Raw genomic sequence first — 26337 nt, forward strand, 5'->3', positions numbered from 1 at the left:
TGTCTTTCCTGGATTATCTGCTGCGGGTTAAGAGTGTATCACATGTGCAGTTATGTTTCCGGGGATCTGTTTATCCCTCATCCGCCGTAACGCATCCGGCACATCTTCCAGATTGATTTCTTCCTGCAGCATCGGTGTCAGCTCCCCAGATGAGGCGAGTTCACCGACTTCTTCTGCCATGTTCCCCAGATCGGTAATCTGCTCCTTGTCTTCTGAACGATACACAAAACCGAGCGCAACCTCATGAATGCTCGGAGCCAGTGTTTTCGGCGTATACGCCTGCAGGTCAGGCAGGTCCACCACACAAATGAGATCGGCATTGTACGCGAGATAATCAAACGCTTCGGATGCGGTCTGTGCTCCGACCATATCCATCACGATATCAACGCCACGGCCGTTCGTGTGTTCATGTACCTTTTCCACCACGTTTTCCGTGTGATAATCAATCGTTTCATGAGCACCCAAGGCTTTTACATCGTCATTATTTTTCGGGGAGCAGGTGGTGATGATATGCAGCCCGGACCTTGCGGCGAGCTGGATCGCAAAACCTCCAACCGCTCCGGCTCCGGCCTGAATCAGGATCGTCTGCCCGCTGTGCATCCGGATTTTCCGGTGCAGCGCCTGATAGGCGGTGAAAGCCGGGGTCGGCAGGGCGGCCGCTTCGGCAAAGCTCCATCCGGACGGAAGGGAACCCAGAACATTATGGGAGGCGGTCACATATTCGGCAAATCCTCCTTTATGGGCAAGGCTGGCATGAAAGTAAACCTTGTCCCCCGGCTTCCAGCCTGTCACGCGGCTTCCCGTCTTCTCCACTTCCCCGGCCACGTCGAGTCCGGAGATATGTGGATAGTTCCACTCGGGAAGTCCTCCGCCTTCGATCAATTTATAATCCACCGGATTGAGCCCGACGGCATGTACTTTTACCCTTACTTCTTCCGGGCCGGGTTCCGGTATTTCCACATCCATGAGCTCCAGGTTATCAACAGAACCTGTCTGACGTACGGCTAATGCTTTCATATCTATACCCTCCCTTATTTTCCATTGTGCTATACCTCACAGGAGAGTATTTGAAACAAACGGTTCCGTTATGCTTTCACCGGAGCAACAGCATCATACAATTCTTTTTCCAGATCCTTGCGCATCACCTCGGACTGCTCTCTGCTCCAATCCAATTCCTCCGCCATATACGTCTGAACGGCATCTTTCCAGTCATGCACCCACTGGATGTTAAAGTAGAGCGCCCCGGTACGGCGGGTGAAAAAGTCAAGCAGCGTTTCGGTCATTTCCTGCTCAAGCGCGTATTTCACCTGGGCGTAAACAAACGGCGTCAATCCAAAACGCTCCGCTTTTTCGGTATCAGCAGCTGCTTCAAATAATTGATCGACGTTCGAACCATACGTCCGGACGAGATAAGCCGCTTCCTGCTCTGTCAGTCCGAGCGACTGCCCTTCCCTCGTTTTTTCCTCCACGAAGGCAGGAAAGCCGGATCCGCCGCCGACTCTGCCGCCGGACAGCTTCCAGTATTTCGTCTGGCAGGACTGAAACGCTGTGTTATATTCTTCTTTAAAACGCGCCGCCACTTTATCGACAACGTGCTGTGCCATTTTCCGGTACCCGGTCAGTTTGCCGCCTGCAATGGACAAGATACCGGACTCGTGTTCCCAGATTTCATCTTTCCGGGAAATTTCCGAAGGATCCTTTCCTTCCTCTGCAATCAACGGGCGGAGACCGGCCCAGCTTGATTCTACATCGTCTTCGCTAACTGCAACATCTGGAAACATATCGTGAATGGCATGCAGCAGATAGCCCCGGTCGCTTTCTGTCATTTTCGGATTGGCGATATCTCCTTCATACACCGTATCCGTCGTACCTACATACGTTTTCCCTTCCCGTGGAATGGCAAATACCATGCGGCCGTCCGGTGTGTCGAAATACACAGCCTGCTTCAGTGGAAACACGGAATCATCAAAGACGAGATGAATACCTTTTGTAAGACGAAGGTGTTTCTGTTTTTTCGCATTGTCTTTCTCGCGCAGCTGATCGACCCACGGTCCGGCCGCGTTCACGATCTTCTTCGCTTTGACCGTGTAAATGTCTCCGTTCAGTTGATCTTCCACTTTCACCCCCGCTGCTCTTTCGCCGTCATAGACAAAGTCGAGGACTTTCGTATAATTTAAGAGAGACGCTCCATTGGCTGCGGCTTCTTTGGCTGTTTCGATGGTGAGCCTGGCATCGTCTGTCTTGTATTCCACATAGTAGCCACTTCCTCGCAGACCGTCCTGTTTGATCAGCGGTGCCCGGCGCAGCGTTTCTTCGCGGCTGAACATCTGCCGGCGTTCGCTCTTTTTCACCCCGGCCAGAAAATCGTAGACACGCAGGCCGATGGAAGTCGAGAACGGACCGAAGTTGCCGCCTTGATGAAACGGCAGCATCATCCACTCCGGCGTCGTCACATGAGGAGCATTCTGGTAGACGATTTCACGTTCCTTTCCGACTTCGGCCACCATTTTCACTTCAAATTGCTTCAGGTAGCGGAGACCGCCGTGCACGAGTTTCGTCGAGCGGCTGGACGTACCTGCGGCAAAATCCTGCATCTCCACAAGCGCCGTGTTCATCCCCCTTGTCGCTGCATCAAGTGCAATGCCGGATCCGGTAATGCCTCCTCCTATCACCAATACATCAAATACTGTTTCGCTCATGTGCTCTTTCCTGCTGTTCCGCTGTTTGCTTGAAAAAGATTCCATCATGTTGTCCCCCTTCGTATTTCATTCCGCCGCACAAGTTACCTGCTCAACGCCCTTTCCTCCAGCCCATCCATAACAGTAAAAAAACCGGAAAAGCCCTTTTCCAATTGCGAAAAAGGGTTCCCCGGTTTCTCATGATCTCCAACCATGTATTAACTTGTATGCACTTATTTAAAAGCCTGGGCTGCTTCGACTGCTTTTCTCCATCCATTATACAATGTTTCACGGCGGCTGTCATCCATTTCGGGGGCAAAGGTTTCATCGACTTTCCAGCGGCGGGCAATATCGTCCTTGCTGTTCCAGTAGCCGACAGCAAGCCCTGCGAGATAAGCGGCTCCGAGTGCCGTCGTTTCGTTCACTTCCGGACGCTCCACCGGAACATCCAGAATATCACTCTGAAACTGCATCAGAAAGTCGTTTTTCACCGCGCCGCCGTCTACCCGCAGCGTGCTTACATCGACGTCCGCGTCTTCGATCATCGCATTCAGCACGTCTTTCGTCTGATACGCAAGCGACTCCAGCGTGGCGCGGATAAAGTGTTCTTTTTCCGTGCCGCGGGTGAGCCCGAACACCGCACCGCGGACGTCCGAATCCCAATACGGGGTACCGAGTCCGACGAAGGCCGGAACGACATAGGCACCATCGGTGGAATCCACCCGCTCCGCATACGCCTGGGAGTCTGCGGCATCATTCAGCATCCGCAGGCCGTCCCGGAGCCACTGAATGGCAGATCCGGCGACAAAAATACTGCCTTCAAGCGCGTAATCCACTTTTCCGTCCAGGCCCCACGCGAGTGTCGTCAGCAGCCCGTGCTCGGATTGGATCGCTTCCTGTCCGGTATTCATCAGCATGAAACAGCCGGTACCATACGTGTTCTTCGCCATCCCTTTCTCAAAGCATGCCTGACCGAACAACGCGGACTGCTGGTCGCCGGCTGCCCCGGCAATCGGTACGCTTTCTCCGAAAAAGTGATAATCCACCGTGTGGGCATATACTTCCGAGGATGGACGCACTTCCGGCAGCATCGAAACCGGCACACCGAGGATGTCAAGCAGCTCCTCATCCCATTTCAAATCGTGAATATTATACATTAACGTCCGGGACGCGTTGGAGTAATCCGTTACGTGGGCTGCGCCGCCGGAGAGTTTCCAGATGAGCCAGGTGTCGATCGTTCCGAATAACAGCTCACCCCGCTCCGCTTTGTCGCGGGCGCCTTCGACCCGGTCAAGCATCCATTTTACTTTCGTTCCGGAAAAATACGGATCCAGCAGCAGCCCCGTTTTTTCCCGGAACGTCTCATTCAGGTTCCTGTCGCGGAGCTCCCGGCAGATATCCTCGGTCTGCCGCGACTGCCATACGACGGCGTTATAGATCGGCTTTCCGGTTTCTTTATCCCAGATCACCGTCGTCTCCCGCTGGTTGGTGATCCCGATGCCGGAGATCTGTTCCGGCTTGATATCGGTTTCGGTCAATGCCGTGGCAATAACAGCCAGCACACTTCCCCAGATTTCCGCTGCATCATGCTCGACCCAGCCCGGCTCCGGAAAGTACTGCGTAAATTCTTTCTGCGCGATTTTCACAATCTCTCCGTCCTGATTAAACAGAATGGCCCTTGAACTCGTTGTTCCCTGGTCCAACGCCAGCATATATTTTTCCATAACAACACACCTCTTTTTCATAGTTTCATTGTAAAATAGATATTACGATTCTTGCGACAGATAACTGTTGTTTTCCATTTTATCATAACGATTCATCTGCACATCTTTCTTATATTCCTGAGCATTTTTCACCTGGGCATAAATGAAAAGAACAGCAATCACCACAGAAAAGATCCAGAATAAAGGTGTCACGTTCCCCATAAACACGGCCTGATGAAAAACACCGCCGTAAATGCCCCCGATAATCGGCCCGACAACCGGAACCCAGGCATATTTCCAATCAGAAGATCCTTTACCCGGTATTGGTAACAGAAAGTGGGCGATCCGCGGACCCAGGTCCCGTGCAGGATTAATGGCATATCCGGTCGTACCGCCGAGCGACACCCCGATAGCCATAATCAGAAAACCTACGATCAGCGGGTTTAAGCCTTCCGTGAATTCATTCGCACCGATAAACGCCAGCCCCAGCACAAGAATGAACGTACCGATGATCTCACTGACCAGGTTGGCAGGATAATTCCGGACAGCCGGCTCAGTCGCAAATACGCCGAGCTTGGCGCCTTTGTCCTCTGTTTTGCGCCATTGGGCCAAATAATGAAAGAAGACGACACATGCTCCCAGTACCGCACCTATCATTTGTGCCAGAATATACATCGGCACATCCGACCAGGGAAACTCGCCTGAGGCAGCCAACCCAAAGGTCACCGCTGGATTAATGTGGGCACCGCTGAAATTCCCCACCGCGTAAACCCCCATAGCCACGGCCAGCCCCCATCCGACGGTAATCACGATCCATCCGGACCCTTCTGATTTTGAACCATTCAGCACGACACCGGCAACTACACCGCCGCCTAAAATAATGAGTATCATAGTCCCGATCAACTCTCCAAGAAATGGCGACATACTTGAACCCTCCTGATTGATAGAAATTGAGGTTAATATAGTACTGGGGAACAGACATCATTTGAGGCCTCAAACGAAAAAATTCACACCTCCGGCTCTCAGATACATACGTCTCCTTCGTATCTAAAAGGTGGTGTGAATCTCAATATCTCCATCACATTATTAACCTGTAAATACCTTACAACTTTTTGAAAACGTTGTCAACAATTTCATTTTTTTCTTCTTTCCTGCTGTGGAACCGCCATATTGACAGAATACAGGGAAAGCCATAAAGTTACTCTTAACAACCATCACCGGGAGAGATGAAACGATGTTTGACTACGTGATTATCGGAGGAGGCATTGTCGGCCTTGCAGCTGGTTATTCCCTGCAGAAAAAACAACCGGCTGCCTCCATTCTTATCCTCGAAAAAGAAGACGAATGGGCCGCGCACCAAACCGGACATAACAGCGGTGTTATCCATTCCGGCATTTATTACAGGCCGGGCAGTTATAAAGCTGCCTTTGCCGGAGCCGGAAACCGGTCCATGAAGGCGTTCTGTGACGAGCATTCCATCCCTTATGATGCCTGCGGCAAAGTTATTGTGGCTGCAGATGAAAAAGAACGCGCGCCGCTCGACCGTCTATACGAGCGCGGCAGGAAGAACGGAATTGAGGTCCGGAAACTTTCTGCCTCCGAACTGCAGAAAAGAGAGCCTCACGCACGCGGGGCAGCAGCCCTCTATGTCCCTTCCACCGGGATTGTCGATTTTAAACAGGTAAGCCGAACACTTGCCGCTCTTCTCGACGAGCGCAGGGCCGTCATGAAACGCGGAACAGAGGTTACCGCTCTGACAGAAACGCAGGATAAGGTCGTGGTGGAGACGGACCGCGGAACGTTTGAAGCCGGCATGCTCATCAACTGCGCCGGACTTCACAGCGACCGGATCGCCCGTATGGCCGGTTACGTGACCGATATGAAAATCGTACCGTTCCGCGGCGAGTATTACAAGCTGAAAGAACAGAGCCGCCATCTTATAAAGAACCTGATTTACCCCGTTCCAAATCCGGACTTCCCGTTCCTCGGCGTTCATTTCACACGGATGATGGACGGGGAAGTGGAGGCCGGTCCAAATGCCGTACTCGGCTTTCGGCGCGAAGGCTACCGGAAACGGGATTTCCACCCCCGCGACTTTTTTGAAGTGATGAGTTACGGGGGCTTCTGGAAACTGGCCGGGCAGTATAAAAAAGAGGGAACGAATGAAATGATCCGCTCCCTCCGTAAGAAAAAGTTCGTCGAAAGCATGCAGAAGCTGCTGCCCGATATTACAGCAGAGGACGTTGAAACAGCGCCGGCCGGCGTGCGGGCGCAGGCACTAAAAACAGACGGCAGCCTCATGGATGATTTTCATATCATCAAAGGCCGCCGCAGCCTGCACGTATGCAACGCACCATCCCCGGCAGCCACCGCTTCGCTTCAGATCGGAGAAGAAATCGCCTCCCGGATCCTCTAGGATCCGGGACGCGGCTCAGCTTCCATCAGCAGGTCGACCAGGTGAACCGCCTGCATCGTCTTCCCTTTTCCTTCCCGCTCCACTCCTACTTTCATCTGCAGCAGACAACCCGGATTGGTTGTTACAATTTCTTCGGGTTCCGTGTGCTTCACGTCCGCCATTTTCACATCCAGAATGTCCATCGAATCTTCATAGTTTACGATATTATAAATCCCGGCCGATCCGCAGCAGAAGTCCGGGTTGTTCATTTCTTTCAGCGTAAGCCCCGGTACTATGTCCATTAAGAGACGCGGCGGCTCCTTTACCTTCTGTACGTTCGACATATGACAGGACGGCTGATACGTGATTTTCTTCGGCACTTCCTTTGAAAACTCCAGATTGTCAAGTTCAACCAGTACCTCCGAGATATCTTTCACTTTTTGTTTGAAGGCAAGCGCCCGCTCGTGCCACTCCGTTCCTTCTTCAAACATATGATCATATTCAACCAATCTCGCGCCGCACCCGCCGGCGTTGTTCACGATATAATCGACATCTTCTTCTTCAAACGCCTGGATATTGGCCTTCGCCTGCTCTTTTGCCATATCGGTTTTGCCGGCGTGGGCATGAAGCGCCCCGCAGCACGTCTGATTTTCCGGAAGAACGACTTCAGCGCCGGAGAGGCGCATCAGCTCTACGGTGTTTTGGTTCGTACGGAAAAACACACTGTCCATCACACAGCCGGTGAAAAACGCGGCTTTGGCCGCCGGTTTTCCGTCCGGCTTTACCCGCCGGCTTCGTTCTTTTCGTTCTTTCGGGGAAGGCTGGGCCGGCAGCACGTTTTCAAAGGTTCCAAGATGCAGCGGAGCCACCGAGGTAAGCCGAAGCGTACGTGCTGCTTTCTGCAGCCCGGATGCCTGATACAGCCATGTGGCATTGCCAAGACGGTTCATCCATGACGCTGACGGAAAAAAAGAGCCGAACAGAAAATCTTCCGTTTTCTGCTGCCGCTTTGTTTTCGTTTCGTGTTTTTCCAATGTTTCTTTGGCCGCTTCCAACAGATCCCCGTACTGCACATCGGTCGGACAGACGGTCGTACAGGCCATGCAGCCGAGACATTTTTCAATCGGTTCTTTCAGATCATCGAGGGACGCCTTTCCTTCTGCTGCCATTTTAATCAGATTAATCCGCCCCCGCGGAGAATGGGTTTCCTTTTCCATCGTTTCATAGGTCGGACAGGCGGGCAGACAGTAGCCGCACTGTACACAATCGAAGGTCTTATCATAGGCGAGTGCTTCTTTCAGGGAAGATCCATTACTCATCACGCAGCACCAACCTTGTCTGTCCCTTTTCAGGGAAAATTTTGCCCGGATTGAGTATATTGTTCGGATCCCAGGCTTGTTTGATCCGTTTCATCATATCCACGCCGACCGGGCCGAGTTCCTGCTCCATAAAGGCGGATTTCATCGTGCCGATACCATGCTCTCCGGAGAGTGTACCGCCGAGGTCGATCGCGGCTTCAAAGATTTCGGCAACAGCCTGCTCGACCCGCTTCATCTCTTCCTGATCACGCTTGTCACACATTACATCCGGGTGGAGGTTGCCGTCCCCGGCATGGCCGAATACAACAAGATCCACATCATACTTTTCCTTAATGGCCTGGAGCCGTCCCATCATCGGGCCGATCCTGCTCCGCGGAACGGTCGCATCTTCTGCCACTTTGGTCGGCTTAATGGTCGCAATGGCCGGAGATACAAGCTTTCTGGCCTGCCATATTTCCGATGCTTCCTCCTGCGTGTCCGGAATCCTGGTATCGGTTGCGCCAAGCTCCTGCATGATGCGCTGCACCTGTTCTTTCTCGATCGATATCGCTTCCGGATGTCCGTCCAGCTCGATAATCAGAATCGCCGCCGCTTCCACCGGCAGTCCGATCGGATTGTAATCCTCTACCGCCTTGATGCATTCCTGATCGACAAATTCCATTTTCGACGGCAGAATCCCGGACGTAAGCGTTTTCGATATTGCTTCGCCTGCCACTTCCACATCGTCAAAAACAGCCATCAGCGTCTGCACTTCCGGAGGCTTCGGCACCAGTTTCACCGTGGCTTCGGTAATAACCCCAAGTGTACCCTCCGAACCGATAATCAGCTTTGTCAGATCGAAACCGGTCACATTTTTAATCGTCCGGCCACCGGTTTTCATCACCTCTCCTTCCGGCGTCACGACCTCAAGGCCGATCACATAATCTTTTGTCACGCCGTATTTTAACCCGCGCGGCCCTCCCGAATTCTCGGCCAGGTTGCCGCCAATCGTGCACACATGCGCGCTGCTCGGGTCCGGTGGATACATCAACCCGTGCGGCTCCACCGTTTTGTTTATGTCCGCCGTTAAAACGCTCGGTGAGACGACGGCAATCAAGTCATCGGCAACAACTTCTATTTTTTCCGGCCACTGCGACATATCGAGCACAATGCCGCCCCGTACCGGCAGCGGGCCTCCGCTCAGGCTGGTGGACTGTCCCCGCGGGGTAACAGCCACTCCATAGGTGTTCGCCGTTTTCATCACATGTACGGTCTCTTCTGTCGTTTTCACCTGCACCACCGCTTCCGGCAGGTACTCGCCGAAAGAAGCATCAAAACTATAGCTGAACCGGTCGGCCGTGTCGGTGAGGATCTGCTTCTCCGGAAGCCTCTTCCGCAGCTCTTCCAACCATTCCTGCATAACGGGCCCCTTCCTTCTGCTTTTCTTTTTATTATAATCCTTCCCGGCCGGACTGAAAATACGAAAGAGGAAGCTCCGGATGGAAAAAGGTTGCGAAAGGAAGGGATTTGTATTTACAATAGACTATTGTAAGAAACCCGTATAAGCCTATACGCGTTTATATCTTGCAAATATAAAACAAATAGGTGATGAAAATGGAAAATAATTATCAGGTTCTGCTTTACTACAAGTATGTTCCCATCGACGACCCGGAGACGTTCTCGATTGAACATCTTGACTACTGCAGGGAACTCGGTCTGCGCGGACGGATTCTCGTGGCCCATGAAGGATTGAATGGCACAGTGTCCGGTACGGTGGAACAGACCAATCAATATATGGAAGACCTTCGGAAAGATCCACGTTTTTCCGATATCGAATTTAAAATCGACGAGACGGACGGCCATGCCTTTAAAAAGATGCACGTCCGCCACCGCGACGAGATCGTCTCCTTCCGCTTGGAAGAAGACATCGACCCGAACGAACTCACCGGCAATTACCTGAGTCCGAAAGAGTTCTACGAAAAAATGCATCAGGAAAACACGATCATCATTGACGCCCGCAACGACTACGAATATGATCTCGGCCATTTCCGGGGCGCCATCCGCCCGGACATCAATGCTTTCCGCGAACTGCCGGAATGGATTGAAGAGCACAAAGAAGAGCTCGAAGGCAAAGAGATCCTCACGTACTGCACCGGCGGCATCCGCTGCGAGAAATTCTCCGGCTGGCTGAAAAACAAAGGCTTTGAGAACGTGAACCAGCTTCACGGCGGCATCGTGTCCTACGGCAAAGACGAAGACGTACAGGGAAAACTCTGGGACGGCCAGTGCTACGTTTTCGATGAACGGATCAGCGTGCCGATCAACCAGGAAGAACACGTCGTCGTCGGCCGCGACCACTTTGACGGCGAACCGTGCGAACGCTACGTCAACTGTGCCTCACCGGAGTGCAACGACCAGATTCTCTGCTCCGAGGAAAACGAGCACAAATACCTGCGCGGCTGCTCGCCTGAGTGCCGCGTCGATCCGGAGAACCGCTATATCGTGGAACATTCCATGAACCAGGACGAATGGGAAGAGCGGTTGAACGAGATTGGCGAAAGTCTGAAACAGCGCGTGTAGAAAAAACTGCCCTTGCGGGGGCAGTTTTTTGTATGATTGGCTGAAATACAGTCGGAAGGTCCCTGTTTACATGCCAAATAAGCAGGATTACAAACGGGCCGCCGTGACGGCGGCCCTCGACGGTACACAACAAACCTAGACGGTCCATCCATCGAAGGACCGTCCAGGTAACATGGATTTAAAAGAATGTTTGTGCCAGCCTCTCTGTTTAATATCCAAACATAGCAGGAAGCCACAGATATAATTTAGGGAAGTAGGTGACAAAGATTAACACGATCGCCATCGTAATAAGATAGGGAGTAGAAGCTTTAAATACTCGTTCTATCGGTATTTTAGCAATGCTGCTTGATACAAACAGGCACAAACCAACCGGCGGAGTAATCAAACCAATGGCAAGAGCCAGACATGTAACAATCCCAAAATGCTCCGGCTGAATGCCATAACTCGCAGCCAGCGGGGCAAAAATAGGCACAAGCATGATCATAGCCGCCGCCTGTTCGATAAAAAGCCCGACAAATAAATAGAGCAGCACCATCAACAATAGAAATACGTAGGGATTTTCCGTGAAGTTTTCAAACATAGAGCTGATCATATTCGGATAGTCTTCGACCGACAACCACCAGGTCGATACATTCCCTATAGAAACCATAATCATCACAATGGCTGTAATGACCACCGTCCTTACCATCGAAGTATAAACAGCGGAAAATGTCAGTTCCCTGGTTATGAAAAAACCAACAATAAGAGCATAGATAATACCTATGCACCCAGACTCTGTCGGAGTCATCACACCCCCTACAATACCCGCAACCATAATAAACGGTAAAATGGCCGCCACCAAAAACCAAAGCAGTATTTTAAAAATGTCTTTCCGTTTATACTTTTTTTCATCCCTGGCATAATCTTTTTTTCGTATGATGAAAAACGTCACCAAAATGAGCGATAGGCCCACCAGAATCCCAGGTACTATACCAGCTAGAAACAACGCGGCAACCGGTACATTCGAAGCGGCGAAAGCATAAATAAGCATTGGCAGACTCGGCGGAATGATCGGTCCGACGATGGAACTCACGGAAGTGATCGATGCGGTTAATTCAGGGTCGTTATATTCCTTCTTTGTCGCAGGAATCAGCATAGAACCAACCGCACTTGTGTCCGCTACCGCCGATCCGTTAACACCGCCAAATAACATGCTTACCAACACGTTAATATATAGCAGGCCGCCTTTTATCCTCCCCATCATTAATCTCGCAAAATCCAAAAGCCTCTTCAAGATCCCCGAACTTCCCATCAGCTCACCCGTTAAGATAAACAGAGGGATAGCCACAAGGGTGAAGGCATCCAGTCCTGTCCATAACCGCTGTGCCAGCAGTTCCAATGATCGTTCCGTCATGATAAAAGCAGCCACAGAGGATATTCCCAAAGAAAAAGCAATCGGCATACTTATCGCAATGAGCACCAGAAAGAGGAGAACGTATATAATCAATACACTCATAGCTGCATCTCCCCATTCTGTTCATGATGCTGTTCTTTCCACAATTTCAGAACAGTTGTAATATTCAGCTGAACAAGCATATAAAGAGCTCCCACCGGGACAGATAGATAAGGTATCATCATATTAATGCCGAAAACAAAAGGATTGTTTGAATCGATACCGCTTAATGCATATAAAAATCCGTAATATACAATAATAAGAAGAAAGACAGAAACAAGAGTGTTAATAAACAGGAGCAGCCTGGTTCTGTTTCCGCCGTTTAATTTCCTCAGAAGCATATCGACAACAATATGTTCACCATCTCTAATGGCTAGACCTGCTCCGAGAAAAGCCATCCACATCATTAAATACTTGGAAAGCCCATTGGCAAAATTTAAAGGACTGAAAACCACGAATCTCGTGAAAATAGAGGCGGAAATAGACAGAACAATAGCCCCCAGCAGTGTTACACATACTACTTTAACGGCAAGGGCCAGCACACGATCTGCTTTTTCCAGCCGTGCCACCATGGCTTGATTATTCAACAGGATCACCACCTTAAATGTTAGCGCGGCGGAAAAACGTTTCCGCCACGCTCTTTCTCTCCCTGCTACTTATTCAGAAATCTTATAGCCCCATCCGCCGTCTCCGACAGGACCCATTTCTTCCTGGATAAGGTCAAGTTTCTCCTGTGAAATGCCCGGTTTCCCGACAAATTCACCCCAAACCTCGTCTTTGGTCACCTGTTTTAGTTCTTCGTATTCCGCTTCATCCCAGGAGTATATTTCCACTCCGGCTTCTCTCATTTCATTAATATTTTCCGTAATATAATCCGCGACGAAATCAACATGCCATTCTTCCGCTTCCTCTATTGATTCATTCAATATTTTACGAACATCTTCCGGGAGCTCCTGCCACATCTCATCGTTTACCACTGTCACCAGAGAGTACCACTGAAAGTTCACATCAGCCATGTAATTGATGAGATCGCCTTCATGAAAATCTGCAGAATAAAAGCTCGCATAGGGCACCGTCAATCCATCGACCATTCCCAGCCTCACGGATTCCGGCGTTTCCGGCCAGTCTACTGTCTGCCCCTGGGCGCCCCATGCTTCCTGAGCTGCGATCTCAAGGGGAGATCTTGAAGCGCGGAACGTCATTCCTTCTAAATCCTCGATGGATTCCACTTTTTTATTAGATGTTCCGATTTCTCTCGGTCCTCCAATTTCCATCGTGGAAAACCATTTTAACTCGGTTTCCGATAAATCTTCATTCACCCGTTCCTGAACCACTTCACTATTCATTGCACTTAGTGCCTGCTGCCTGGATTCAAATAAAAACGGCAGATGAAAAATTTCAAAAGCATCGGTTATGGTAGCAAGGTTTGCAAAGGAGTCCGCCGCAAAATCCAGATTGCCGTTCTGAACAGCTTCAAAGGTTTCCACTCCTGAACCAAGCTGACCACCGTGGCTGATTTGGATTTCAATGTTCCCATCTGATTTTTCATGTACAATTTCAGCAAATTTGTTCAACCCATGACCGGTTACATCATCCTCCGGCAAAACGTTAGCCATCTCGAACGTGTACTCTGCTTCCTGATCCGCGCTTCCTTTCGATGTTTCTTCTGAAGAACCTTCATTACTTGAACCATCGTTCTCTTCCGAAGAAGAATCTTCTTCTGTTGTATCTAAACCACACGCCATGATCAATCCCGAGATCAGAAATACCACCATAAGAAATATTACCGACTTTCTTTTCATTACATCTTCCCCCTCTTGTTTTTCATGAGTTTATCTCCTATAAATTAAAGATCTTCTTTTTCCCAAAATGCTGCCGCACCGTTTTCTCTCATCAAATCCAGAATTTTTTCCCTTGGGACAACACGACACCGCTCTGCCCATTTTTCATATTCGGCACTCATTTCTTTTACTTTATCTGGATATTGATCTGCCAGATCATGCAACTCTGTGCGGTCCTGTTCCATATTATATAGTTCCCAGTCTCCAGGATAATCTCTAACCAGTTTCCACTTCCCTATGCGTACCGCAGCATTTCCCTCATGCTCCCAGCAAAGAGGTTTTACATCCCACCTGTCCTGAAGAAAAATTGGCATCATACTCTGTCCTTCAAGCGGCAGAATGGAGCGCCCTTTTCTGGTTTGCGGATAGTCGGCGCCGGTGATATCAACAATAGTGGCCATTACATCCGGTAAGTGCGCAGGGGTGTGCCGAAGAGTTCCTTTTTCTTCAATACCTTCCGGCCAATGAACAATAAATGGTGTCGATATTCCTCCTTCATGCACCCAGTGTTTATATAAACGGAACGGGGAGTTGGAGAGATTTGCCCAAGCCTGGCCGTAACTCTGATAGGTATTTTCAGGCCCCGGCATAATTTCAGGATCATTCCCGAACTTGACTTCCTCCCCGTCCCGGGTATATCTTTTAGCGATCTGCAACTGGTCCACCAGCTCTTCAGCTGTAACATGATCCGGTATATCCTCTGCGCAGGCCCCGTTGTCAGATAGAAAGATGATAACAGTGTTATCCAGCTGATTTGTTTCCTTTAATGAATCGATAATTCTGCCGATACCTTGATCCATTCTGTCAATTTGGGCGGCATACACTTCCATACAACGAAGCAGCCATTCCTTATTCTCCGCCTCTTTCCATTCCGGCTGGGTTGGATCCCGTTCTGAAAGATCCCAGGAAGAATCAATGAGACCAATGTCTTTCAAACGCTGCATCCGCTCTTCTCTCAGTCGGTCCCACCCTTTATCAAAGCGACCGTTGTATGTTTCGATATCTTCCTCGTGAGCATGAAGCGGCCAATGTGGAGCTGTATACGCCACATATTGGAAAAAAGGAGCACCCGGATTTTTTTCCGCATGGTCCCTGATATAATCCGCCGCCTGGTCACTGATTGCGTCGGTGTAAAAAAAGTCTTTATCTTCTTTTGGTTCATGTTCTATATTTTCGTTGCCCCGCGTTAATGTGTTTGGATCATAAAAGCTCCCGGCCCCGATAATGGTTCCGTAAAAATGGTCAAATCCACGCTGCAGCGGCCAGGCATCTGAAGGTTCGTTCAGACTGCTGGCAATATGCCACTTCCCACTCAAATACGTTTTATATCCATCATCTTTCAGGACCTCAGCAATCGTGACGCACTCGTCATTTAAATTTCCGGCATAGCCTTCCGGTCCGGTGTCATATGTTAATATTCCAATCCCCGTTTGATGCGGATGAAGCCCTGTCAAAAGGGACGCCCTCGACGGACTGCATCTCGCTGTGTTGTAAAACTGTGACATTCTCAAACCGTTTTCCGCCAATCCATCCAGATTGGGAGTGTTCACCTCTCCGCCGTAACAACCAATATCCGAATACCCCATATCATCGTTTAGAATCAAAAGCACATTTGGTTTATCTGTCATTGATGACTACCTCCTTTTATGATTGCCATTCAAGCTTTTCATGAAAAAATGAAAAAGCAGCACCTCCTCAAATAAAATTTGAATATTGGCAATATACAGAAAAAATATTATGGATGCGTTTTCAATAAAAAGCGGCTAAGAGGACCTTGATTGGCCCTCCTCGTTACCAAAAAGATACTTTTCTCGAGAGTTGCACCATATATTGAAAATATTCAGGCCGGTAAACCGCTCTCAAAAATTCAGCCGGCGTTTTATCTTCGGAGAAGGACAGCCTTTCAATATACAACAACGCTTGATTCTGCTGCACATTCAGACATTCCGCTTCATACTCATTGGCGTTAACGGCACTAATAGCCTGTCGTGCCTCCTTCAACGGCATTCCCAGTGTTTCTTCAAAAAAACGATACATCGCAATCGACGTTAAATCTTCTTGATCAAGTTTCCAGCCGATATCCGGCGGAAAAAAAGCGTGTTCTATGGCAATGGGGATATCATCGGCATAGCGGAGTCTTTTCAGCGCCCAAGCCGAAGGAAGATTCATGTCATTTTTCATTTGTTCGGTTAAATTTTCCGTCATTCCTTTTTCCAGGATTCTTGCATCCGGTTTGTATCCAGCTTCCCGGATCGTTTCTGTAAAGCCCATTAGACGACCTACCCAGTTTTCTGCCTGGTTTGTTTTCAAAAAGGTGCCGCGGCCTCTTTCTCTTATCAGCATCCCCTCTTTCACCAGGTTCTGCAGTGCGTTTCGCACCGTGACTCTGCTGACATTGAATCGCTCCGTCAACTCGGATTCGGTGGGCATTTTCCCATTTTCATCAATTAAATTTCCTTTGAGTGCTTCTTCCCGTATAATTTCTCTCACCTGAAGATGCAGAGGAATCCCGCTTTCAAAATCTACGGAACGTTGAGAAGAATCAGATGTTTTGTCCATTATTGGTTCCCTCCTGGTACATCCGGTAACTTGTAAAAGCATATTTGTATTATGATTTGTATTAATGTTATAATTTTTTATATTCAACTGTCAATATATTTTTTGTTTTTTTGTATGCGTTTCCATGAAGCCATTTTTTACGGAGGGATTCAAATGAACAACGAATTTTACACCCAAAGCCCATGCTGTTCCGCATCCCGTTCACCCAACGATGTCAAATCGGACAAGGACCCGGTAAAACAGGAAAACCTTCCAGTCAAAAAAGCGGACAGAGCAGATATGGTATACATTCCTGGTGGACGTTTTCTGATGGGAACCAATGATGAAGAAGGATTTCCAGCGGATGGAGAAGGCCCGGTGCATGAAGTATCCGTAGATTCTTTTTATATTGATCCGTTCGCCGTCACAAACGAAGATTTTGCACGGTTTGTAGAAGAGACGAGGTATACGACGGAAGCAGAAGAGTTCCGCTGGTCGTTTGTTTTTTACCAGTTTGTTAACCAAAAAAAAACGGAAGTGTTAAATGCCCGGCTTCCCGGCACACCCTGGTGGCTTCCGGTTAAAGATGCTTATTGGTTTTCACCGGAAGGCCAAGGGTCCGATATTTCCGATCGAATGAACCATCCTGTCATTCATGTCTCCTATAATGATGCCCTTGCTTACTGCAAGTGGGCGGGCAAACGACTTCCAAATGAGATCGAATGGGAATACGCAGCCCGCGGCGGATTAAACCAGAAAAAATACCCGTGGGGTGATGAGCTTCACCCGCACGGAGAATATTACTGTAATATATGGCAGGGCAGCTTCCCGACAAACAACGAAGGACTGGATGGATATATAGGAACAGCTCCTGTAGATGCTTTTTATCCGAATAGTTTTGGACTATATAACGTTTCCGGCAACGTATGGGAATGGTGCAGCAATATGTTCCACCAACGCCGGCAGCAGCAATTCGGGGAAGCCAGAGCTATTCGAGGGGGATCCTATTTATGTCACCATTCCTACTGTAATCGCTACCGAACAGCCGCGAGAAGTTCAAATACCCCGGACAGTTCAGCCGGCAATATGGGTTTCAGGTGTGTCACGGGTTGAACACCGTTCAAATGGATCATTTGACTCCGCCGTTTTCACCAATTATAATAAAATTATAAATGTAACTATTTTTGTTACAAGGCGGGATGCATCATGATTAACAGCCGGCTCAGTGTGGCCATTCATATCTTGTCCTTGCTGGCGTCTCACCCTCATGACCGGCTGACGTCCGAGTACATCGCTGGCAGCGTGCAGACCAATCCTGTGGTCATCCGCCGCCTCTCCAGCCTGCTCCGCAAAGCCGGACTGATCGAATCATCACCTGGCACGCCGGGAGCTGCTCTCTTCAAAGCACCGCAGGACATTACCCTTCTGGATGTATATGAAGCGGTATTTGCTGAGGAACAGCTTTTTTCCATCCATGACAGCCCGAATCCTGACTGTCCCGTCGGACAGAACATCCAACGGACCTTGAATGAAAGCTTTGAGCGGGCGGAGCAGGCGATGAAAGATGAACTTTGCCGGCAGACACTGGCAGAAACAATGGAACACCTTTATACCTGAAAAGGTGTTTTTTTACCCGTTCCCTGTAACAAATGCAGTTACATATTTTAATCCTGGGAGGAATAATTCATGAAGATCGGTATTATCGGAGCAACAGGCAAATCCGGAGATCTTATTTTAAAAGAAGCACAGCAGCGAGGCCACGACGTAACGGCCATTGTACGCAACCGTTCGAAGCTTACACATGATGTGCCGGTTATCGAAAAAGACCTGTTCAACCTGACACAGGAAGATCTGTCCGGCTTTGACGTTGTCGTTAACGCATTCGGCACAACGCCTGATCAGGGACAGCCCCATATCGACGCGGCCGATGTCCTCACCAAAGCGCTCCAGGGCACAAACACGCGCCTGTTCGTCGTAGGCGGCGCGGCGAGCCTGTACGTCGATGAAGACAAGACCACACAGGTCATCGATACGCCGGACTTCCCGGACGCGATCAAGCCAATGGCCGGCGGCATGGCCGAAGCCCTCTCCAGACTTCAGCATGCAGAAAATCTGAACTGGACGTTCCTCAGCCCGGCCGTGGAATTTGACTATGAAGGAGGACGCACCGGCACGTACCAGAAAGGCAAAGACCACCTGATTACCAATTCAGAAGGAAACAGTTATATCAGCTATGCCGACTATGCCATCGCTGTCCTCGATGAACTTGAAAACAAGGAGCATCTTAACGAACGGTATACGGTCATCGGCGAAAAACAATAAACATCTGCTGCCACAAAAAAACGGAACACTCGGTACTATGCCGTTTGTTCCGTTTTTTTAGTTATTGTACTTCCGCATTCTCGTTGAGCTGTGTATCACCGTAGTCTTTCCCTGCTGTTTTTTTAGACGATAGCAGACTAAATACGATAAACGTTAGTGCAGAAAGAGGAAACGCATAAAACAATGGATCAATGTGTGTCATTGGAAAAGGAAGCAGCGTCGTTTTTCCGAAAAGGGCTTCCGACAATCCGATAGCTGACGCCTCTTTCGCATGGAAAAACAAAAAGCCGCTCGTGCTCGCCAGAAATCCAACGACGATGCTTGCCTCTGCTCCGGCTTTAGATGCCTTTTTCCAGAACAGTCCTCCGGTCAGAGCCGGCAGGAAGACCGCGGCACAGATGCCGAACCAGAAAGCGGTCGCCTGTGCGATCACACCGCCCGGCAGCACGTAGGCAAGCGCAATCGCCGCTGCCATGCCGATCAATACCCCAAGACGGGACATGCTGATTTTGCCGTTGAACACGGAAGTGATGTTCAGCTTTTTAAGAATATCTTCACTCAAGGAACCGGCCTGAACATGAATGAGTGAACTGATTGTTGAAAGGGCCGCTGAAATAGCCGTTAATGTAAATAGATAAATAAACCAGTCCGGCATGATTTCATTAATCAGCGTGGGCATGACCAGATCGGTATTGCCGCCTGCTGCCTCTACTGCAAGAACACCCTGGAGATCATTGAAAATCACGTTACTGAGCGGACCAATCATGTAGGCGCCGCCAGCTAAAAAGAAAATCACAATGCCGCCGATAACAATGGAACGATATAACGAGCGGTCACTGCTCACCGTCATCGAGCGCATTGCCAGCTGAGGCTGAGCCAGCACCCCGATGCCGACCCCCATGATCAATGTACTCACCAGCGTCCACCACTGAGGTGATCCCAGTGCCGGCATGGAGGTCCATCCCTGATGCCCCTGCTCTGCCAGATTTGAAGGGACCATATCTTTCATGGAAGAAAGCGCATGGTGACCTGCAATGATGCCGCCTGCCTGTTGATAAGCGGCAAACAGCAGAATCCCTGCCATAACCACCATAATAACCGCTGCGACAGCATCGGTGTACATGACTGCTTTCAATCCGCCGCTCAATACATAAATCGCAACGATAAGAGCCAATATGAGCAGGCCGACGTTAAAGTTGATGCCCATTGTCTCCTGAATGAACCTTCCGCCGCCGATCAACACGATGCTTGTGTATGCCGGCATAAAGATAAATATCATGGCGCCGGCAAATATCGTGACAAATTTTGATTCATACATGCCGCCTAAAAGCGAAGGGAATGTATACACATTTAATAATTTAGCCCTCCTCCGTATCCGGGTTCCATACACCGCAAACGCAATGAACACCCCAATGAAAATATTCATCGCAGACAGCCACAACAGTCCAAACCCGAATATCGAAGAAGTGCCTCCAAATCCGATTAAGGAAGACGTACTCACAAACGTGGCTCCATATGAAAGTGCCATAATGATGGGATGAACGTTACCACCTGCAACCAGATAATCAGCCTCTGTCACCGTTTTCCGGTAACCATAATACGCCAGAAAACTCATGAGGGCCAGATACAGAATTAATATGGGAATAAAAATAGACAACTCCATATCTAGTCCTCCCCTCCCTTATTCCAATTCACCAGACCGTAAATAACACAGAAGACAGCTGATAATATCGTTGCAAGCCACCCTGACAATGCGGATATGCTCTCCATTCCAAACATAACCTTGCTCCTTTCCTGATGTTCTCTGTCATATGAAACGCTTTCAAAAGAAGGAAAAACTGCAGGAGAAATGGTCACTTCTCCTGCATGTACGGTTTATGCATATTGCGCCGTAATATTATACTGCTTTAACGTCTCATAGATTTCCTGCTGCAGGTCTTTCGAAGGAACATCCATCGGAAGGCGCAGCTCCGGTTCTATTTTACCCATCATGCCGAGCGCCGATTTAACCGGTGCCGGGTTCGTGTCTTTAAAGAGCACATCATTTAACGGCATCAGGTCATAATGAAGTTCCTGCGCCCGTTCCACGTCACCGTCAAACCAGGCATCATGCAATTCCGCCACTTTCGACGGGAGGACGTTTGCCGTAGCACTGATGGAGCCGGCGCCTCCGATCGCAAGCATCGGATAGCAGAGCAGCTCAATCCCCGAGAAGAGCAGGAAGTCTCTGCCGCAGTTGAGCAGCACCCGGTTCACATGCTCAAAGTCTTTGTTGGATTCTTTCACTCCGATGATATTCGGGCACGCATCATTCAGCCGCGCCAGGGTCGACACCTGCAGGTTCTGCGCCGTCCGCCCCGGGATGTTGTAAATAATAATAGGAATGTCCACAGAATCCGCGACCGTCTTAAAATGTTTGAAGAGCGCTTCCTGATTCGGTTTGTTGTAATACGGCACAATCACAAGGGCTGCATCCGCCCCCATGTCCTCCGCGCTTTTCGTCAGCCGCATCGTTTCGGCGTGGTTGGTTGACCCTGTACCAGGAGCAACAGGCACACGGCCGTCTGCTGTTTTGACCGCTGTCTCCATCACCTTTTCCCGTTCTTCCACTGTGAGAGAGCTCGGTTCTCCGGACGTGCCGGTGACCGAAATGGCATGGCTGCCGTTGTCTATCTGAAATTCAATCAGCTCCGCCAGTTTTTCGTAATCGACATCGTGATTTTTGGTAAACGGGGTGATGACCGGGGCCATCGAGCCACGCAGTCTGGACTTTACCTCTTCATAGTTCGTTGCCATAACGATACCTCCTGAATAAAATCGCTTTCATATTATTTATAGTTTTATTATATATATTTTCATATATGATTACAAGAAAAAATATTAAAATCTCCGAAGTAAATGAAATCGGAGATTTTCTTACATGGTGCCGTTCAAGAATTCATTAAATTGGGGAAGAATGTAACAATATCGGGGAATATAACAAGCAGAACCATAAATATCAGCATGGTAATAACCATCGGCATTACACCTTTAAATATTCGCTCGATAGGTGTATCTTTCAGAATACCGCTTATAATATATACGCTTAAACCCAACGGCGGGGTGAGAAGGCCGATATTCAAAGCCATCACAATAATGACACCGAACCATACACCGTCAAAACCAAGCTGTGTCACGATAGGATAGACAACTGGAAGAGTCAGCACCATGATAGCAATGCCTTCCATGAACATTCCCAGAAGAATATAAACAATGAGAATTAAAGAAAGAATAATGTAATCATTCAGCTCCAGTGATGCTACATTGGAAGCCAGCTGCATGGGTATTTTACTTAAAGCCAGAAACCTGCCGAATAACGTAGCGCCTATCAGTATAATAAATATCATCACCGATAAACGGATCGCTTCATCCAAGGATGCACGAAGTTTGGTGAAATTCAATTTGCCTGTAAGCAATGTTAAAAGAAATGTAGCCGCAGCTCCGACACTGCCAGCTTCTGTCGGGGTGAACACACCAAAATATATGCCGCCTATACTTATCACAAAAATGACTAGAAAAGGCCATATTTTATTAAGTGAATTCACTTTCGTTTTAAACGGAACTTTTTCCTCTTTTCGCGGCGCTTTATCCGGATTCAGGCGAACCTGTACATTAAGTGTAAGCATAAATAATAGGGCAAGCGCGATTCCAGGTACCAGTCCGGCAATCAACAATGGACCAATAGGTTCAGAAGTCAATGCTCCATACAATATTAAAATAACACTTGGAGGTATTAATATCCCAAGCGTTCCCCCGGCTGCAACGGCAGACGCAGAAAATGATGAATTGTAATGATATTTATCCATTTCAGGAATAGCAACCCGCCCCAATGTAGCCGTAGTAGCATTGGTAGACCCCGATATTGCAGCAAAAATAGAACTTGCACCGATTGCCGCCATAGCCAAACCACCGCGCAAATGTCCCATCCATTTATCCACCGCTTCAAATAAATCCCGGCCAAGCCCTGTGTTGGTCATAAACATTCCCATTAATACAAACAAGGGAATAACGCTCAGACTGTAATCATTGACAGTACTGAAAGTAGAGGTACTTAACTGCGAAACTGCGACATGCCATCCAGAAAGTTGGACAAGTCCCAGAAAACCAACGACAAACAAAGCAAGCCCTACTGGAAACTGAAGAAAAATCAACACCAATAACAAAAGTAGACCTAGTATGCCAATCATCTCAGGAGCCATTTTTGTGTACCACCTTAATAAGTGTTTGTAGAATCGACAGGACAAAAGGAAGAGTAAAGATAATAATCCCTATCCCCCCCATGATTTGAAAAATGTATATGGGCAGATCTAAATCAGCCGTTTGTTCATTACCTTGATAGGCTCGAACAGACGACTGAAATAATTGAATGCTGGTAAAGAGCAGCAGTGCAATAATTACCATGTTAAATACCAAATGAATGGTTTCCTGCAGTTTCCGTGGAAATCGTTTCACCAAAAAATCGATAGATATATGATCGCCTGCAATCTGCGTGGAACCTAAACTGAAAAATACAATGACAGCCAGAGCAAGTCCGGCCGTCTCATGAGCTCCCGCAATGGACGTATTAAAAAAGTACCGTCCTGTAACATCTCCTGCTATCAACAGCATCATAAATAAAAGAAGTACTTTGGATATGTCGTGAAAAAATGCATTGATATAATAAACAACAGTTTCCAGTTTATTTACTGCCTTTTCAAGAGGGGAATGGTCCTTAGATGCCGCAGCACCAAAGGACCCTCTTTTGTTATTACTCATCACTGCCCTCCTCTAAGCTGATTTCTTCCTGTTCCATCAACTCAACTGCTCTATCGTAGATTTCCTGTCCCGGTACACCGGCTTCTTTACGTCCGGAAATCCATTCATCAATGACACCGGTTCCTCCCTCCTCAAATTTCTTCAGTTCCTCGTCAGGAAGTGTGATAAATTCAATTCCGGCTTCTTCGGCTTCCTGTTTTGCCTGTTCAGACCGCCCGTCAAATGCAGCACCGGCTCTTTTGGTCATTGGTGCCTTTATCAGTTCTTCTTTGATTGCCTCTCTATCGTCTTCAGAAATACTGTTCCAGCTGTTCTCATTCATCGCCGTCCAGAACACACTGTTCGTAAAGTTACCATGCGTAACATAATCAATAACATCATACAGATCAAAATCCTTCAGTGCAGAGATTGGCAGAACCGTTCCATCAACCGTTCCTTTCTGCAAGGCTTCATAAGCTTCTGTCGCCGGCAGTGACACAGCGGTTGCTCCCCATGCTTCAATCATATCTGCGCCTTCCGGGTTGGGAGCTCTCAATTGAAGTCCTTTTACATCTTCATAACTTTCTACAGCAACATCGTTTGTCATAATGACGTACTCGTCCGTACCGTGAAACCACATTGGTTTCACACCTTCATATTCTTCCTGAATAGAAGGGAATTCCTGATATAATTTTTGCGCGACTTTACTGACATGTTCTGCTGACCCCTGTGCTACAAACGGTAAATTAATCACCGAATGTGTAGTAAACTGTCCCGGAGCATAACCGGCCGGAGCCCAGCTGGCATCCATAATTCCATCAACGGTGTTATTATACGTCTCTTCTTCCGACGACAAGGCCCCGCCTGGATACATTTCAAACGTTACGCGTCCTTCCGTTAAACTTTCTACATCTTCTGTGAACGGAACCATAGCTCCGGTATGCTGTACGTGCTGTGGAGAGCTCATGTGGCCGAATTGAAATTCCATTGATTCACCGGATGATTCGTCTGAACCGCTTTCAGATCCGCTGCCATTTGTTTCTTCAGACCCGGATTCCTCCGATTGCTCTCCACCGCCGCCACAGGCAGCTGCAACAACTGCGAACAATATAAACAATACCCCTGTAAATAACCTCTTTTTAAAATTCAATGATGATTCCCCCTTTTTTGACTAACAAGCTATTTTTTCACCTCATAATTAACCAATACAGCTCCACCGGTCGCATAATTGGATACATCGTCGGCCACTTTCTTTCCCGTGTCAGAGGCCAGTGCCTTTTCCATATCCGCCTTACTGTTAAAATCACCTTCCCACATACAGAAATATGGACTGGGTTCCTCCATTCCTTCTATATCGATTCCGTACCTCATATCTTTCAAATAAGGCAGGGTCTGAGCTAAAGGAAGGTGATGCTCTTCATAATACCGGCGGAAATGTTCCGGGTCGTCCGGATGTGGATACATAACCTTTAACCGATACATATCGATCCTCCTCTCCGTTATTCAGCAGAAACATTTTCGTTTAATAGATGTTTATATATTTCAGACACATCGGAGTCCGGGTGGGCATCTTCAAATTCTTCCCACATTGATAGCGCCGTCTGGAATATGTCCGAAGGTGTGTCTTCCCCAATACTTTCCCCGTACAATTTTAAATCTTTCAGCAGCAGGGAACTGGCAAAACCGGCGTCAAATGAACCGGGAATCACACTTTCCATAAACACGTGCTTACTCATAAAGCTGCTTCCTGTGGAGACATTAATGATTTCTATCATTTGTTTCATATCCAATCCGGCCTTCACTCCGGCTGCTGCCGCTTCACTTGTTGCTGCTAATATCGAGGAAGCAAGGTAATTATTAATTAATTTCATAGCCTGACCCTGACCGGCTTCATTTCCTATATGAAAAATGTTCGTGCTGAAAGCTGAAAGAACCGGTCGGATACCTTCTAAGCGTTTCTCTTCTGCTGCTGTCATGAGAGTCAGCGTTCCTGAAGCCGCCCCTCTCTGTCCTCCACTCACAGGGCTGTCTACATATGTTATCCCGGGCGGCTGCAGAATCCGGTAACATTCCTGGGCGGCAGGAACACCAATACTTGATAAATCGACAACATATTTTATCGAACTGTCGGCCAGAGCAGCCAGTTGGTTCGATACAGCCACAGAAGCTTCACCTTTTGGCAGACTCATTAACACAACTTCTGCTTCTGCCATCTGTTGGAGAGTTTCAGCAGCATGTGTTCCTTCCGGAGCCCTTTCTTTTGTTCCTGCAGCATCGTAAACAATCGTTTCGAAGTTGTCCTTTACAAGGCACTCTGCCATTGGAGCCCCCATCATTCCCAGACCAATAAAACCTACCTTGGATATACTCACTCTACATTCACCCCCTCTTCTTCAAATACTCTATTAGCTATCTTAAAAGCTTCCGCACCTGCTGGTATGCCTGCGTACACGGTGACTTGGAGCAGTGTCTCCTTAATTTCCTGAACGGTACAGCCATTACGAATAGCTCCACGAAGGTGCGTTTCATATTCATTAGGACGATTTAAACCTATAAGAAGACATAGATTGTTCAAGCTGCGCTGCTTCCATTCAAGCCCTTCTCTCCCCCATAATTCCCCGAAACAATACTCCAGTAAATAACGGTGAAATTCATCGTCAAACGAGTTCACATTGTTTAATACTGCATCCACCCGTTCATCTCCAAATAAACTGCGGAAATTCTTTTCTCCCTCGGCATACATGTTTTCTTCTGACATTTTTTCTTCCACCTTTCTC

The 26337-nt window shown here is 48.4% G+C and carries 25 protein-coding genes; 5 read left to right on the forward strand and 20 right to left on the reverse strand.

Annotation, left to right across the window (positions count from 1 at the left end):
- Nucleotides 1–27: 27 nt before the first annotated feature.
- The 4 genes from ACW9JV_RS16670 to ACW9JV_RS16685 form a co-directional block, all read right to left on the reverse strand.
- Nucleotides 28–1017, reverse strand: coding sequence for a zinc-binding dehydrogenase (locus ACW9JV_RS16670; RefSeq protein ID WP_457336496.1), 990 nt, complete (start codon nt 1015–1017; stop codon nt 28–30).
- A gap of 68 nt (nt 1018–1085) precedes the next feature.
- Nucleotides 1086–2747, reverse strand: coding sequence for a glycerol-3-phosphate dehydrogenase/oxidase (locus tag ACW9JV_RS16675; RefSeq protein ID WP_457336498.1), 1662 nt, complete (start codon nt 2745–2747; stop codon nt 1086–1088).
- A gap of 164 nt (nt 2748–2911) precedes the next feature.
- Nucleotides 2912–4402: a glycerol kinase GlpK gene (gene glpK, locus ACW9JV_RS16680; RefSeq protein ID WP_457336500.1), complete on the reverse strand. Its 1491-nt coding sequence runs from the start codon at nt 4400–4402 to the stop codon at nt 2912–2914.
- A gap of 42 nt (nt 4403–4444) precedes the next feature.
- Nucleotides 4445–5305, reverse strand: coding sequence for an MIP/aquaporin family protein (locus ACW9JV_RS16685; protein WP_457336502.1), 861 nt, complete (start codon nt 5303–5305; stop codon nt 4445–4447).
- Between the two features lie 310 nt (nt 5306–5615).
- On the opposite strand from ACW9JV_RS16685, the gene lhgO reads away from it, so the two are divergent.
- Entirely contained in the window at nt 5616–6797 is a 1182-nt protein-coding gene (gene lhgO, locus ACW9JV_RS16690) for an L-2-hydroxyglutarate oxidase (protein WP_457336504.1), read from the forward strand.
- Here the strand turns inward: lhgO and ACW9JV_RS16695 are convergent.
- Both ACW9JV_RS16695 and ACW9JV_RS16700 read right to left on the reverse strand, forming a co-directional pair.
- Nucleotides 6794–8095, reverse strand: a complete 1302-nt coding sequence (locus ACW9JV_RS16695) for a (Fe-S)-binding protein (protein ID WP_457336506.1) — start codon at nt 8093–8095, stop codon at nt 6794–6796. The two genes, lhgO and ACW9JV_RS16695, sit on opposite strands and share 4 nt — an antisense overlap.
- Nucleotides 8088–9494, reverse strand: a complete 1407-nt coding sequence (locus ACW9JV_RS16700) for an FAD-binding oxidoreductase (protein ID WP_457336508.1) — start codon at nt 9492–9494, stop codon at nt 8088–8090. The genes ACW9JV_RS16695 and ACW9JV_RS16700 overlap by 8 nt, the downstream gene beginning before the upstream one ends.
- Nucleotides 9495–9688: 194 nt before the next feature.
- On the opposite strand from ACW9JV_RS16700, the gene trhO reads away from it, so the two are divergent.
- Nucleotides 9689–10654 carry an oxygen-dependent tRNA uridine(34) hydroxylase TrhO gene (trhO, locus tag ACW9JV_RS16705; RefSeq protein WP_457336510.1) on the forward strand — a complete coding sequence of 322 codons (966 nt, stop codon included), beginning with the start codon at nt 9689–9691 and terminating at the stop codon, nt 10652–10654.
- Between the two features lie 208 nt (nt 10655–10862).
- Here trhO and ACW9JV_RS16710 read toward each other — a convergent pair whose 3' ends face one another.
- From ACW9JV_RS16710 to ACW9JV_RS16730, 5 genes are all read right to left on the reverse strand, one after another.
- Nucleotides 10863–12149, reverse strand: a complete 1287-nt coding sequence (locus ACW9JV_RS16710) for a TRAP transporter large permease (RefSeq protein WP_457336512.1) — start codon at nt 12147–12149, stop codon at nt 10863–10865.
- A complete protein-coding gene (locus ACW9JV_RS16715) occupies nt 12146–12673 on the reverse strand; it encodes a TRAP transporter small permease (protein ID WP_457336514.1) in 528 nt (175 codons plus the stop codon). The genes ACW9JV_RS16710 and ACW9JV_RS16715 overlap by 4 nt, the downstream gene beginning before the upstream one ends.
- A gap of 69 nt (nt 12674–12742) precedes the next feature.
- The gene (locus ACW9JV_RS16720; protein WP_457336516.1) at nt 12743–13888 is read right to left on the reverse strand and encodes a TRAP transporter substrate-binding protein; all 1146 of its coding nucleotides are present in this window, start codon (nt 13886–13888) and stop codon (nt 12743–12745) included.
- A 44-nt stretch (nt 13889–13932) separates the two neighbouring features.
- On the reverse strand, nt 13933–15555 hold the full coding sequence (locus ACW9JV_RS16725; RefSeq protein ID WP_457336518.1) for an arylsulfatase: 1623 nt from the start codon (nt 15553–15555) through the stop codon (nt 13933–13935).
- Between the two features lie 163 nt (nt 15556–15718).
- Nucleotides 15719–16486: a GntR family transcriptional regulator gene (locus ACW9JV_RS16730; protein WP_457336520.1), complete on the reverse strand. Its 768-nt coding sequence runs from the start codon at nt 16484–16486 to the stop codon at nt 15719–15721.
- Between the two features lie 153 nt (nt 16487–16639).
- Here ACW9JV_RS16730 and ACW9JV_RS16735 point away from each other — a divergent pair, with 153 nt between their 5' ends.
- The 3 genes from ACW9JV_RS16735 (at nt 16640) to ACW9JV_RS16745 (ending at nt 18787) form a co-directional block, all read left to right on the forward strand.
- Nucleotides 16640–17578, forward strand: a complete 939-nt coding sequence (locus tag ACW9JV_RS16735; RefSeq protein WP_457336522.1) for a formylglycine-generating enzyme family protein — start codon at nt 16640–16642, stop codon at nt 17576–17578.
- Nucleotides 17579–17671: 93 nt separating this feature from the next.
- The gene (locus ACW9JV_RS16740) at nt 17672–18082 is read left to right on the forward strand and encodes an Rrf2 family transcriptional regulator (protein WP_457336524.1); all 411 of its coding nucleotides are present in this window, start codon (nt 17672–17674) and stop codon (nt 18080–18082) included.
- A gap of 69 nt (nt 18083–18151) precedes the next feature.
- Nucleotides 18152–18787, forward strand: coding sequence for an NAD(P)-dependent oxidoreductase (locus ACW9JV_RS16745; RefSeq protein ID WP_457336526.1), 636 nt, complete (start codon nt 18152–18154; stop codon nt 18785–18787).
- 61 nt (nt 18788–18848) lie between these two features.
- Here the strand turns inward: ACW9JV_RS16745 and ACW9JV_RS16750 are convergent, their stop codons facing one another.
- The 9 genes from ACW9JV_RS16750 to ACW9JV_RS16790 all read right to left on the reverse strand — a co-directional run bounded on the left by ACW9JV_RS16750 (nt 18849) and on the right by ACW9JV_RS16790 (nt 26318).
- Nucleotides 18849–20450: a sodium:solute symporter family protein gene (locus ACW9JV_RS16750; RefSeq protein WP_457336528.1), complete on the reverse strand. Its 1602-nt coding sequence runs from the start codon at nt 20448–20450 to the stop codon at nt 18849–18851.
- 2 nt (nt 20451–20452) lie between these two features.
- Nucleotides 20453–20566 carry a symporter small accessory protein gene (locus ACW9JV_RS16755; RefSeq protein ID WP_457336530.1) on the reverse strand — a complete coding sequence of 38 codons (114 nt, stop codon included), beginning with the start codon at nt 20564–20566 and terminating at the stop codon, nt 20453–20455.
- Between the two features lie 96 nt (nt 20567–20662).
- Nucleotides 20663–21583: a 2,4-dihydroxyhept-2-ene-1,7-dioic acid aldolase gene (gene hpaI / locus ACW9JV_RS16760; RefSeq protein WP_457336532.1), complete on the reverse strand. Its 921-nt coding sequence runs from the start codon at nt 21581–21583 to the stop codon at nt 20663–20665.
- A gap of 134 nt (nt 21584–21717) precedes the next feature.
- The gene (locus ACW9JV_RS16765) at nt 21718–23025 is read right to left on the reverse strand and encodes a TRAP transporter large permease (RefSeq protein WP_457336534.1); all 1308 of its coding nucleotides are present in this window, start codon (nt 23023–23025) and stop codon (nt 21718–21720) included.
- On the reverse strand, nt 23015–23581 hold the full coding sequence (locus ACW9JV_RS16770) for a TRAP transporter small permease subunit (RefSeq protein WP_457336536.1): 567 nt from the start codon (nt 23579–23581) through the stop codon (nt 23015–23017). Before ACW9JV_RS16770 ends, ACW9JV_RS16765 begins: the two co-directional genes overlap by 11 nt.
- The gene (locus ACW9JV_RS16775) at nt 23574–24710 is read right to left on the reverse strand and encodes a TRAP transporter substrate-binding protein (RefSeq protein ID WP_457336537.1); all 1137 of its coding nucleotides are present in this window, start codon (nt 24708–24710) and stop codon (nt 23574–23576) included. Before ACW9JV_RS16775 ends, ACW9JV_RS16770 begins: the two co-directional genes overlap by 8 nt.
- A gap of 29 nt (nt 24711–24739) precedes the next feature.
- The gene (locus ACW9JV_RS16780) at nt 24740–25042 is read right to left on the reverse strand and encodes an EthD family reductase (RefSeq protein WP_457336539.1); all 303 of its coding nucleotides are present in this window, start codon (nt 25040–25042) and stop codon (nt 24740–24742) included.
- A gap of 17 nt (nt 25043–25059) precedes the next feature.
- Nucleotides 25060–25932 carry an NAD(P)-dependent oxidoreductase gene (locus ACW9JV_RS16785; protein ID WP_457336541.1) on the reverse strand — a complete coding sequence of 291 codons (873 nt, stop codon included), beginning with the start codon at nt 25930–25932 and terminating at the stop codon, nt 25060–25062.
- Nucleotides 25929–26318 carry a carboxymuconolactone decarboxylase family protein gene (locus ACW9JV_RS16790; RefSeq protein WP_457336543.1) on the reverse strand — a complete coding sequence of 130 codons (390 nt, stop codon included), beginning with the start codon at nt 26316–26318 and terminating at the stop codon, nt 25929–25931. Before ACW9JV_RS16790 ends, ACW9JV_RS16785 begins: the two co-directional genes overlap by 4 nt.
- Nucleotides 26319–26337 lie beyond the last annotated feature (19 nt).

The organism is Salibacterium sp. K-3 (assembly GCF_054052005.1).